The organism is Candidatus Hydrogenedens sp., from assembly GCA_035378955.1.
Lineage (GTDB): Bacteria > Hydrogenedentota > Hydrogenedentia > Hydrogenedentales > Hydrogenedentaceae > Hydrogenedens.
This window is the reverse complement of record DAOSUS010000090.1, coordinates 1-12,360: the sequence shown is the minus strand read 5'-3', so window position 1 is coordinate 12,360 and position 12,360 is coordinate 1. Positions and strand designations below refer to the sequence as shown.

11 protein-coding genes and 2 tRNA genes are annotated in these 12,360 nt (G+C 37.6%); 6 read left to right on the top strand and 7 right to left on the bottom strand.

Features of this window, described 5'->3' with window-relative positions; all coding sequences use genetic code 11:
* Nucleotides 1-148: 148 nt before the first annotated feature.
* On the top strand, nt 149-1,762 hold the full coding sequence (locus PLA12_13035) for a hypothetical protein (GenBank protein ID HOQ33417.1): 1,614 nt from the start codon (nt 149-151) through the stop codon (nt 1,760-1,762).
* A gap of 38 nt (nt 1,763-1,800) precedes the next feature.
* Nucleotides 1,801-2,724 carry a PfkB family carbohydrate kinase gene (locus tag PLA12_13030; GenBank protein HOQ33416.1) on the top strand — a complete coding sequence of 308 codons (924 nt, stop codon included), beginning with the start codon at nt 1,801-1,803 and terminating at the stop codon, nt 2,722-2,724.
* A 78-nt stretch (nt 2,725-2,802) separates the two neighbouring features.
* Here PLA12_13030 and PLA12_13025 read toward each other — a convergent pair whose 3' ends face one another.
* The gene (locus tag PLA12_13025) at nt 2,803-4,173 is read right to left on the bottom strand and encodes a phosphomannomutase/phosphoglucomutase (GenBank protein ID HOQ33415.1); all 1,371 of its coding nucleotides are present in this window, start codon (nt 4,171-4,173) and stop codon (nt 2,803-2,805) included.
* A gap of 70 nt (nt 4,174-4,243) precedes the next feature.
* Nucleotides 4,244-5,419, bottom strand: a complete 1,176-nt coding sequence (locus PLA12_13020) for a M28 family peptidase (GenBank protein ID HOQ33414.1) — start codon at nt 5,417-5,419, stop codon at nt 4,244-4,246.
* Nucleotides 5,420-5,525: 106 nt separating this feature from the next.
* Here PLA12_13020 and dtd point away from each other — a divergent pair, with 106 nt between their 5' ends.
* From dtd to PLA12_13000, 4 genes are read left to right on the top strand one after another with little or no spacing between them, the layout of a single operon-like run.
* Nucleotides 5,526-5,975: a D-aminoacyl-tRNA deacylase gene (dtd, locus tag PLA12_13015; GenBank protein ID HOQ33413.1), complete on the top strand. Its 450-nt coding sequence runs from the start codon at nt 5,526-5,528 to the stop codon at nt 5,973-5,975.
* On the top strand, nt 5,975-6,949 hold the full coding sequence (locus tag PLA12_13010) for a methionyl-tRNA formyltransferase (GenBank protein HOQ33412.1): 975 nt from the start codon (nt 5,975-5,977) through the stop codon (nt 6,947-6,949). Before dtd ends, PLA12_13010 begins: the two co-directional genes overlap by 1 nt.
* Nucleotides 6,950-6,960: 11 nt before the next feature.
* Nucleotides 6,961-7,569: a GNAT family N-acetyltransferase gene (locus PLA12_13005; GenBank protein ID HOQ33411.1), complete on the top strand. Its 609-nt coding sequence runs from the start codon at nt 6,961-6,963 to the stop codon at nt 7,567-7,569.
* A gap of 17 nt (nt 7,570-7,586) precedes the next feature.
* Nucleotides 7,587-8,966 carry a hypothetical protein gene (locus PLA12_13000; protein ID HOQ33410.1) on the top strand — a complete coding sequence of 460 codons (1,380 nt, stop codon included), beginning with the start codon at nt 7,587-7,589 and terminating at the stop codon, nt 8,964-8,966.
* Here the strand turns inward: PLA12_13000 and gpmI are convergent.
* The 5 genes from gpmI to PLA12_12975 all read right to left on the bottom strand — a co-directional run.
* Nucleotides 8,963-10,585 (bottom strand): 2,3-bisphosphoglycerate-independent phosphoglycerate mutase, encoded by a 1,623-nt coding sequence (gpmI, locus tag PLA12_12995; protein ID HOQ33409.1) that lies wholly within the window; start codon nt 10,583-10,585, stop codon nt 8,963-8,965. The two genes, PLA12_13000 and gpmI, sit on opposite strands and share 4 nt — an antisense overlap.
* Before the next feature lie 102 nt (nt 10,586-10,687).
* Nucleotides 10,688-11,266, bottom strand: a complete 579-nt coding sequence (locus tag PLA12_12990; GenBank protein HOQ33408.1) for a response regulator — start codon at nt 11,264-11,266, stop codon at nt 10,688-10,690.
* Between the two features lie 165 nt (nt 11,267-11,431).
* Nucleotides 11,432-11,507, bottom strand: a tRNA-Thr gene (locus PLA12_12985).
* A gap of 67 nt (nt 11,508-11,574) precedes the next feature.
* Nucleotides 11,575-11,650: transfer RNA gene (locus PLA12_12980), tRNA-Phe, on the bottom strand.
* Between the two features lie 377 nt (nt 11,651-12,027).
* The coding region (locus PLA12_12975) for a hypothetical protein (protein ID HOQ33407.1) at nt 12,028-12,360 on the bottom strand (333 nt) is incomplete at its 5' end.

Genomic DNA, 12,360 nt, shown 5'->3' with positions numbered 1-12,360 from the left:
ATATTATTTTCTCCAAAAATATTAAAAAATTTTATAAAAAATGTTGAAATATACAATTTTATATCCTAATATACTTTTATATACAATATATAGTGGTTATAAAAAAATTGTAACCTATAAATAGTATACAACATATAGGATACTGAATATGAGCCAATTCATCCTCGTATATGCTCCAGCAAAGATTAAAGATATCAAAGTATTTACTCCAAAACGAACCATTGCTGTCATGTCTCAAATTTTGCAAGATAACAATGTAAATACCGCAATTTATGATTTCGGTATTCCTGAAGCAATTCAATACTATTCTGATGATACAACAAATAAAGGTATTGGCAAAAATGATACAAAAGAAAACAAAATAGGATTATGGCTTTCTCGTATATTGGGAAGTGGAAAACAAAAAAAAGATATTAAAAATTCATACCTTCGCTGGATATATCAAAATATAAAGATTTCTTCTCACACCGTTTGTATATTATTCTGGGTAGAAAATAGGGAAGACCTTATTGTCGCTCGTATCCTTGCTGATGAAATAAGAAAAGAAGAAACCCAAAATAAAATTCATATCATAGGAGCGGGTCCTTATCTCAATCATACAGGTCCTTATGTTATTACCAATATTCCCGAATTCAACGGGATATTGATTAATCACAGTGAAATTTCTATTCTGCCTTTGTGGGAACATCTTACTTCTGGAAAAGACCTGCATTCAGTTCCTAATTATGTATATCTCGAAGGGAATGAAATTCGTGTCGGTCCCGTGAACCGTCTATTAACCCTTGATGATTTACCTATTCCCTCCTATGACAATTATGAAGCACTGCAGAAAGGTGGCAAATTAAATATCTTTACATTAGAACAGGTAAGAGATGGTAGATTTGGCTATTCAGAACCTTATACGCTAAAACATTATATAAATGCGACCCCCGAAAATCTTCTGGAAGAAATAGGCAAACTCAGGGAAAAATACAGCACTTGGACTTTCCATATTGAAGGAGAGATGATAAATTCTTCCGATGTTCAATCGTTATCTTTGGCTTTATTAAAGTCTGCTCATTTCATAACATATTCCCGCAATTTCCATTGCTCCAATATTCAAGGGGATTGGGTGCATAGTTTACACCTTTCCGGTTGTCGTGCCATCTCGGTAAATATTCCAACAGGCAGTCAACGATTATTATCAAAATATTACGGTATTATGAGAACCATTAGTTCCTTAGAAACCGCTATATCTGCCTTTGTGTCTTCTCATTTCTTTACCACAATACAATGTTCCTATCCCTGCCCGGAGGAAGACCGACATACCTTCGCAGAAACATTGCGATTTTTAAAACGAATTAAACCCGATAGTGTTCAGGTTGAACCTGTTTACCTCTTACCGGATTCAATGTGGTGGCAAAATATGGATTCATTTAGTTTTAATGTAAATCCTACCGAATATATAGAATGGCTTGCTGGGGAATTCCATTCCACAAAATTCCTGCAATGGAAACCTTTTGATTTGTCCACAATGATAGATGAGATTGTTAAATTAAACATAACCCCCCAAACCGATGCCCTGATGGGAATTATTACTCATGTCCTGCAAATATCAAAAGAACAAAAATTCTTCAGAAATTTCTTTGAAAAAGTTCTTTTAGAAGGCGATGCCGACAGCTTACAAGGTATGGTCTCCCAGTTTAATAACCAATTAAAGAAACGAATTCGCGAAGAAGAATGGAATATCAGAAAATACGATTTCAAAGCAGTAGCAAATTAATTTCAAAATGATAATGACAACATAAGGGAAAAACAAACATGGATATAACTGTAGTTGGTTCTGTAGCCTTAGATTCTGTCGAAACACCTTATGGAAAATGTGAGTTAGAATTAGGTGGTGCTGCAACTTATTTTTCCATTTCGGCTTCCTTCTTTACTCGTGTAAATATGATTGGTGTCATTGGAACGGATTTCCCTCAGGAATATATCCAGATTCTTAAATCACGGAATATTAACATTGACGGATTAAAACAGGTAGATGGAAAAACTTTTCGCTGGTCGGGACGCTACCATAAAGATGTAAATCAACGCGACACATTAGATACACAACTTAATGTTTTTGAAACATTTAAACCCACCATATCCAAAGAAATCTCACAAGTTCCCTACCTTTTCCTCGGAAATATTAATCCCTCTTTACAATTAGATGTATTACGCCAGGCTTTTCCGCGTTTTACGGGCATGGATACCATGAATTTGTGGATAGAGACGACACCGGATGATTTGCAGGAAGTTCTAAGCCGTGTTGATATTCTTTTCATTAATGACTCGGAAGCAAGACAATTATCCGGTGAAGAAAACTTAAAAAAAGCCAGCAGAGAAATCCTCGCTTTAGGTCCGGATGTCCTTATTATCAAAAAAGGGGAACATGGCTGCCTTTTATTCTTTGAAGATGAAGAAACTTTCATGTTACCTGCATACTTATTGGAAAATGTTGTAGACCCTACAGGTGCTGGGGATAGTTTTGCAGGTGGTTTTATGGGGTATCTCGCATATAGAAACAGTGTTGAACCCGAAGTATTACGGCAAGCAACAGTAATTGGGACAGTCATTGCCTCCTTTACATGTGAGTCTTTCGGACCCCGCCGTTTATTATCTCTTACGGGTGAAGAAATCAAAAAGCGTTGTTGCGAATTTATCCAGCAAACCCGCATTCAGGACCTTTCCGAATTCCCGTTTTAGCCTACCTAAGGATTTACCCTCGAGTATAAGCATGTATCTATTACCACAGCGATATAGATTTCTCTTTATTTCGGGAAGTTATGTCATAATTTGATGAAGAGTATCTTCAATCAATTGGCGGATTTTATCCATCTGCTTCTTTGTATCTGCTTCCACTCGCATAACTAACTTGGGTGATGTGTTAGATGCACGAAGTAGTCCCCAGCCATCTGGAAATTCAATTCGTGCCCCATCAATAGTTATCACTTCATACCCTTTTTCTTGAAAATGTTTCGTTGCCTTTGCAACTACATCAAATTTCTTATCATCAGGGCAGGGAATTTCCAATTCCGGGGTCGAATGCCTTTTCGGAATGGTATCCAGCAATGCACTTAACGGTTTTCCACCGTTGGCAATTAGTTCCAGCAGTCTACTTGCCGAATATATAGCGTCATCAAAACCATACCAACGATGCTTGAAAAATATATGTCCACTCATTTCACCCGCTACTTGTGCCTTTAACTTTATCATTGCAGACTTAATGTGCGAATGACCTGTCCGCCACATTACGGCATTTCCACCTGCTTTTTTTATCTCTTCATACATACTCCGTGAGCATTTCACCTCACCCAGAATTGTTGCCCCGGGTTTGTCTTTCAAGATATCCCTTGCAAACAACACCAATAATTGGTCACCCCATAACATTCTCCCTTTTTCATCACATCCACCTAAACGGTCTACATCTCCATCAAACGCAATACCAACATCCGCTTTATATTTCTTTACCGTTTTAATTAATTCCTTCAAATTAGATTCTTTGGTGGGGTCCGGATGATGGTTCGGAAAATTTCCATCCACTTCACAATAAAGAGGTATTACCTCACAACCCAATTCCCTGAACAAAGGAACTGCAACTACGCCACCAACCCCATTACCTGCGTCTATAACCACCTTGAGCTTCCGTTTTAATTTAATATCTTTTAATATCCGTTTTTGATATTTCGGGACAATGTCTACTTTTGTAATGGATACCTCTTTCTTGCGAACAGGATAATTCCCTGCTTCCACATACTTGCGAAATTCTTGAATTTGTTCCCCATAAATAGTTGTTTTCCCCACACCTATTTTTAATCCGTTATATTCCCCAGGATTATGGCTGGCTGTTATCATTAAGCCACCATCTACTTCAAGCGTATTCATTGCAAAGTATGTCAAAGGTGTAGGCACTTCACCGATATCAATCACATTCATCCCCGCTTCTGTGATTCCATCAATCAAAGCACGGCTAAAACTTTTACTACTAACCCTACCATCCCTTCCAACAACCACAAGATTCTTATGTATAGCTCTCTTCGATTTCATATAGGCAACATACGCCTTCCCCAAAAGTTCCATAATATCTTCGGTCAAATCTTTACCTGCAATACCACGCAAATCATATTCACGGAAAATATTGGGATTTACATTCATATATAACTCCTTTCTTTTTTTAGGTCTATATTGTAAATAAGTTTCTTAACATTATAAAAAACAGATAACTTTATTTTCTTTCTTCTGTCCATAATATTACGAACTTAGATAAAATTTCACTTGTTTTCTGAATTTTCTTTTCATCTATATTTAATGTAGTATCTTCAATTTGATTGCAATATATCGGCTTTTTATCTTTATCCAGACCCATAATTGTAAAACATTTATATCCGTGCAAAGCTACCATATACGATGAAGTAGGCAAAGGCAAAGAATCCGCTTTTCCTATTTCCGAAGAAAAATTATGTCTTTCAATGAATTCTAAAATCTCTTTATCCACATGAAAAGTAAATATCATACTTTCCCGTGTAATGATATGTAAATCACCAGAACCAACCCCTTCCACATTAATAAACAAAGTCTCTTTTTTAGGGAAGGGATTTTTCTTCAAGAAATGCCGCAATCCTGACATCCAGGATTGATAGGCACCTGAAAAAACAAAATGAATCTCCACATCCTCCAAAGGCCGTTCAGCCAGAAACTCTGCCACTCCTAACAAACATGCTACACCTGAAGCATTAAAATTAGCCCCTCGTGTATCCTCTTCATTGGCTGTTGCAATTAGGGCGATGAAACTCATCGTTCCTAAAACAATCCCTACAAATATGCGGCACAACATGGAGATATTATCCTGCCATGGAACAATATTACTTAATTCATCGCGAAGACTTATACCCAAAACCACCAGCATACAAATTACAATCAAATGATGAAACACAGGAAGAAAATCCATGACTTCTTTAGAATAAAGAAAATGGGATATACCACAGTCATAATTCGCATGAAATACAATCCTGTATTTAGGTTCATCAAACAAATCCTGTTTCCGTATCACGGTATGAATGTTTTGAGACTGATATTCAGGAACAAATTTTGACAGGCTAAAATACCCTGAAATTTCTAAGAAATAAAGGAAGAAAACGATAACCCCATACAGAAACCCTGCTAATGGGAAAAATATAGTCAATAATATGACAAAAAGAAACTCCATCCAATAAAGCGAAAAAATCTGAAATGTTTCTCGAGAACAATTAAAAGGCTCTATAACAGGCTGTAAACCCATGTTTAATAAACGATTGCGAATATATTCCGAACACAACAATTCCCCTTCAGTCCCGTATCTTCTTGTTATCGTGGCACCTGCTAAATAGCTTATATCATCATTTATCTTTGTTAATATATCCATACCCAATTTTTATTTTATATCCATTCTAAATATAATTATTAAACCGTTTTTTAATGTTTTCTTTTATAATAACAAAAATATACTATTATTCTTCAGAAAGGACAATATGCGAGCAGTAGTTCAGAGAGTGTTAAATGCAAGTGTAACGGTAGATAATCAGATTGTGGGAAAAATTGGTCATGGTCTTCTTGTTTTGCTGGGCGTAGATGAACAGGATAATGAAGCCGATATTCAATACACAGCGGAGAAAATTATCGGTTTGCGTATATTCAATGATACAGAAGGTAAGTTCAATTTATCCTTAGAAGATGTTAATGGGGAAATGCTGGTCGTTTCTCAATTTACCCTGCATGGAGATTGCCGTCGTGGAAGACGCCCTTCTTTTAGCACCTCTGCAAAACCAGAAAAAGCAATTCCCTACTATGAAAAATTTATAGAAATAGTTCGTAATAAAGGTATCCATGTGGAAACAGGAATATTTGCAGCACACATGCTTGTCTCCTTGGTAAATGATGGTCCTGTAACGATATTAGTTGATTCGAAAAAGGTTTTCTAATGCGTATCCTTATTGCAGGCACAGGAAAATTAGGTGTTTGTGTTGCTGAACCTCTAATCAAAAGTCAGCACCAGATTATTGGAATTCTCCAAAATGGAAGGCAAACCAAAGGTATCCGACGTTTTATCAATCAGTTATTTTTAGGTTTTTTAGGTGGACATGATAGCATCCTGCGTTTTGCCCAAAAACACCATATCCCTGTTTTTTGGATTGATAAAATGAATGAAAAAGAGATAAAACCTATAAAAGAATTATCACCCGACCTGATTATTACCTGTGGCTTTGGTATTATCTTTAAAAAACCAATACTATCCATACCTAACATTGGTTGCATTAATGTTCATTCATCTTTATTACCTCGCCATCGCGGTCCTAACCCTTTCTATGCGGTAATACGGCATGGGGAAAAACAATCCGGTGTTACTTTTCATATTATGGATGAGGGTATTGATACCGGTGCTATTGTCGCACAGCAGTCCTTTCCTATTCTCGACACAGACACTGCTTATTCGGTCTATTGTCGGGCTTCTGAAATGGCAAAAACAATGGTATTGGAAGTCGTAGACCGTATTGAAAAAGAAGGATTGCACGGGGAACCTCAAAATCTTGATTGGGCTTCCTATGACCCTAAACCTACTGTGAACGACGCTATTATCCACTGGGATGTTCCCGCTATTGAAATTGACCGTCAAATTCGTGCCTTGTCCCAAACCATTATAACGCGATTTACCTACAAAGGTAGGACCGTCTTTGTAACCCGTGTTAAAGTTAATGATAAAGAGGTATCCGCAAAACCAGGGACTGTTCTCCATGCCCGTTTCCCTGCAGAAATTGCAACGGCCCAAGGTTCTGTTACGCTACTTTCCGCATTTACCCTTTCTCCCATAATGTGGCTCTGGCCTCGAAAAGGAACACTCTATCCGGGAGAAGTATTATATACAGAAACAGAGGAATGTAACCCATTAGAACAATAGGAATTATAAAAATGGAAGAAATAATTATTCGTGAATATTGCGATGAAGACAGAGAAGAATGGCTAAAAGTGCATGCTATTATTATGAGTATTTCACATGCATGGAACCTCGTTATTCAAGAACGACCTGCATACGAAGGGCATCAAAGCACACGGTTGGTCGCTATTTGTAATAATAAAATCGTCGGATTGACAGATGTGCAATATGAAAACGAACTCGGTGAACTATGTTGGAACAAGGACAGCCTCGGAGGTTATGTCCTTGAATTTGGAAGACTTCCCGAATATAGCGGGAAAAACATTGGGAAACAATTGGTTGATGCTACTATTCAAGATGCTATTAAAAAGGGGTTTCATCGTTTAGAATATTGGAGCCAGGACCGAAAAGCACAGAGATTTTATCGCCGATTAGGAATGCAAGAAATTGGACGATATTATCGCTTTTACATCAAGCCTCCCAAAGACCTGAGTGATTCCTTCGCACAAAAAGGAATTGCACTTGACTATTTATACGGAGGTTGTCTGCCTGAGGAATGGGCAAATATCCAGCAAGAGTTTGAAGTTATTAGCAAACATCCACAGGAACCCCACCTGTGTGTAGGTTTTGAAATACGATTTTAACCTGAGGAGGACGAAAAATGATTAAAAATTTTATATCTATCTTTTTTGTAATGTTATGCATATCCTTTAACTATCTCTATGCAGAAGAGGGAATTCTTGCAGGAACTTCTACTATAGATATTACCCCGGAACCCGGCAAAGAAATGCCCGGCGGTTTTAATAAAGCAATTTCTAAAGGTACACATGACCCATTAGAACTCAACACATTGGTTTTAAAAAATGCAAACACGGCTGTTGCCATCGTGTCTATTGATTCTTTATTTATCCCCGATGATATTGTGGCCGGAGTTCGAACAAAAATTTCAGAAAAAATTCCTTTACCGCCCCAGAATATTATCATTTCCGCATCACATACCCATCATGGAGGACCTATTGTTGATGTTTTCTCATCCGAACGCGACCCCGAATACTGCTCTATGGTAGAAAATAAAATAGTTGAAGGTATCCAGACTGCATGGAACAATCTTACAAAGGCAAAAATAGGCTTCGCAGAAGGGGAACAAGAAGGGATAGCCTTTAATCGCCGATTTTACATGAAAGATGGAACAGTGGTAACTCATCCCGGTTGGAAAAATCCACAGATAGTTGCACCAGCTGGACCCGTAGACCCACAAGTATTAGCCATGTTTATCACAAAAGAAGATGGAACCCTATTAAGTGCAGTTATTAATTATGCCCTGCATGGAACTGTTTTCAGTGGTTCGTTTTATTCCGCTGATTATGTTTACCATCTTCGTGATTTTTTAAGAAAGCAATGGGGGCTGTCTATTCCTATTGTTTTCTTAAATGGTGCCTGTGGTGATGTAACGCAGATAAATAATCTAAGAGAAGAAGAACCCGCCGAATCAGGTCCAGAATGGTCTAAACGAATAGGAGAGACCCTGGCATGTAAATTATATCAACTTTTTTTGTGGACAAAGTATCAAGATACTATGATAATAGATGTCGCTACTGAAACTATCCGCATTGCTATTCGAAATTTAGATGAGGAAAAATATCAGGTCAAATCAGGATTAGGCTCTGCACAATCGGAGATCTATCAGCGTGAAATCCAGTTATTAAGAGAAATGAAAGAGCGTAAAGGAGGTAATGTGGATGTTGAAATTACTGCCATGAGAATTGGCGATTTAGCCATTGTCTGCAACCCTACAGAATTATTTTGTCGTTTGGGTCTGGATATTAAAAAATCTTCACCTGCAAAATATACGATGGTTTCCGAGATTTCCAACGGTTATACTGGTTACTGTCCGACCCCAGAAGCCTTTGACGAAGGAGGATATGAAATACTAACCGCTCGTAGTAGTTTTATGGAACCCAATGCGGGAATAAAAATCGTCCAGACTTCCCGAAAATTATTAGCACAATTGTTCAAAGACGGAAATAATGGAAATAATTAGACAACTTCAATTAACGACGGGTCATACTCTTTTGGAGCCTTGAACCCTAAAAGATTGCAAAGTGTACTTGCTACATTGCTCAATCCGGGATTTTTTACACCGCTTAAACGGAACTGATTTGATTGAGAGAAATCCTTAATAATAAATGGAACAGGATTTAATGTATGTGCCACATGCGGTTCGCGTTTACCTTTCTTTTCTGTAAAAAGCAAGTCAGCATTTCCGTGGTCTGCCGTTACCACAAGGATACCTTCTGCCGCTTTGACCGCATTATAAATCCGTGTAAGACATAAGTCCACCGTCTCCACTGCAATAAGAACCGCAGGGGCTATTCCCGTATGTCCTACCATATCACCATTCGCAAAATTCAATCGTATAAATTTATAATCTCCAGCCTCAATCTGCTTCAATACCGCATCGGTTATCTCTCCCGCCTTCATCCAGGGTCTTTGCTGAAACGGCACCTGGTCTGATGTAATTTCCTCAAATAATTCCAATTTGGGGTCTACATAACCCGATTTATTCCCATTCCAGAAATAGGTTACATGCCCAAACTTTTGAGTTTCGGAAATTGCATAACTCTTTACCCCCGAAGCACAAAGATATTCGCTAATAGTCCCTTCAATCAATGGCGGTTCCACTAAAAAATTCTTCGGGATAAACTTATCTCCGTCATATTGCATCATACCTGCATAAAAAACATTAGGCCGTCGCTTACGGTCAAAATAAGGGAAATTATCTTCTTCAAAGGCACGCGACAATTCTATTGCACGGTCGCCACGAAAATTAAAGAAAATTACTGCGTCCCCATCCTCAATCGTTCCTATTGGCTTACCATTCTTAACAATTACAAACTCACCTAAAAATTGGTCGTTTACAGTTGGGTCTTGATAATAATATTCAACGGCTTCTTTTGCTGATGAAAACTGTTTCCCCTCTCCTAAAACATGGGCTTTCCAACCGCGTTCTACAATACGCCAATCTGCTTCATATCGGTCCATTGTTACTATCATTCTGCCACCACCGGATGCAATACAATAATCTAGTCCATTCTGATTGCACTCTGCCAATACCTGTTCCAATTGCTCTATATATACCAGAGCACTTCGTTCCGCCACATCCCGTCCATCCGTCAATATATGTACACGCACCTTCGGAACGCGTTCTTCTGCACAATGCTTTATGATTGCCAACAACTGATTTATATGACTATGCACATTCCCATCGGATAACAAACCAATAAAATGTAAAGTTCCTCCATTACGGACCCGCTCCATGATACTTTGCCATGCCTTACCCTGATAAATTCGCCCCTCTGCTATGGCTTCATTTACAAGCCGTGCCCCTTGTGCAAAAACACGACCTGCTCCTAATGCGTTATGTCCCACTTCTGAATTCCCCATATCCTCATCACTTGGCTGACCTACCGCTGTCCCATGTGCCTTTAATTTTGCAAACAACGGCTCTTCAAATAATGTATCCAACATCGGTGTATTTGCCAGATAAACACCATCACTCTCATCTCGTTTCCCTATACCTATTCCATCCATAATCACCAAAACCAGAGGACCCGAATACATTTTATAATTATCTAATTTTTCTAAAGCATGAACTTGCATAATAAAATCCTTTTTACCTTAAAACATTATTAAAATCAAAAAAAGTCCCAGAACAAGAATTAAAGATAAAGTGACAATTATAATATTGAACGGTCGAAAAAATTAACTGACATCCACCCCTACTTTCGCAAGTGCCTTGCGAAGGTCATCCGGTGTAAAAGGCTTCTGCAACAAAATAGCGGCACCTAATTCCAGCACGCGATTGGCTACTTCCCCTTGATAATAGCCTGTCATTGCTATAATATGAATATGCGAAGTTTCTGGATTTGTTTTAATTCTACGAGTAACTTCAAAACCGTCCAAACCTGGCAATCTCAAATCAAGAAAGATAATATCCGGCTGAAATGTTGCAACCATCTGTCCCGCATCAAATCCATCCATTGCCATTTCAATTTGGAACGGCGTCTGTGCCCTTTCCAAAAACCGACGAATAACAGAAATAACCGCCTTCTCATCATCCACCACCAATATTTTTACACCCGCATTTCCTAAATCTTCATGTATAGGCATGTTATTTTCACGCAGAAAACGAAGTAAATCATCACGACGAATTCGGCGATGTCCACCTGGTGTCTTAAACACCCGTATTTTACCGGCTTCTGCCCATTTACGAATTGTATCTGCTGTAACATGACAATACTTTGCTACATCGGATGTGCTGTAAGAAAGTCTTGATTCCATATTATTTCCTATCCTTTGTTTTGATTGATTTTATTGAAAATTTTATAAATTATACTTATATGGAATAGTTTTTTTCAACTTTTAAATATTCTGTTAAAAAATATTTTTAATTGATATTTCGACAATTCATTTTATTATAGAATATTCAGGAAAGGTTATATAAAATGGAGCTGGAACGGGGAATCGAACCCCGGACCTGGTCATTACGAGTGACCCGCTCTACCGACTGAGCTATTCCAGCATACCACAATGTAAGCAATTTCTCTCACATTGGTTAATTCTCTTCCCATTTCCAGCATGGAATAAAATGGTGCCAAGGGGCGGAATCGAACCGCCGACACGCGGATTTTCAGTCCGCTGCTCTACCAACTGAGCTACCTCGGCACGCTTAAAAATTATACCAAAACAAATTTCAAATTTCAAATAGACTTATCTTATTTTTTTTATTCAAACATTTTTTTATTTCTTTGAGACCTCTGAACAAATAGGATTTTTAGGTTTTTGGATAGACGACAAAATGATTATACCGTTTTTGGAGAGGAAAAATCGCTTTGGGAAAGAAAAATATCTTTTCTATAACCAATAATTGAGTTTTTTCTTATTGATTTTTTGTTCTTTTTTCCTCTTTTTTATCTCCTCTTATTAAAGTTTATTATCTCGCTATTACTTACCGATATTATTAATACCACTCCCGCTCTCTTTCGTTTCATTTTCCCTCAAAACCCCCTCTGTATTACAATAATTAAAAATTTAACCTTTATTCAGAAATCTCGATTAACAAAAGGTTCAACTACTAATGCTCTATTTGTAAATACTGCATCCACTGATAAACCATATTTATCGAGTGGAACATGAATACCATCTCCGATCCATTTATTCATATATATCGCTAACTTATTATTAGTTGGCCTTAAATTTGGATATTCTTCTATTTTCCAATAAGAGAATTTAAGTCCTCTACAAGGGGTTGCATAAAGCTTCACTTTATTACAATAAATGCCCTTAATTATATAAGGAGGATTCAATATATATTGATAAGGAAGGGAAAATAGAAATGAAGTTTTACAATCAGAAGTATTCTTGGGTTTGAGGCT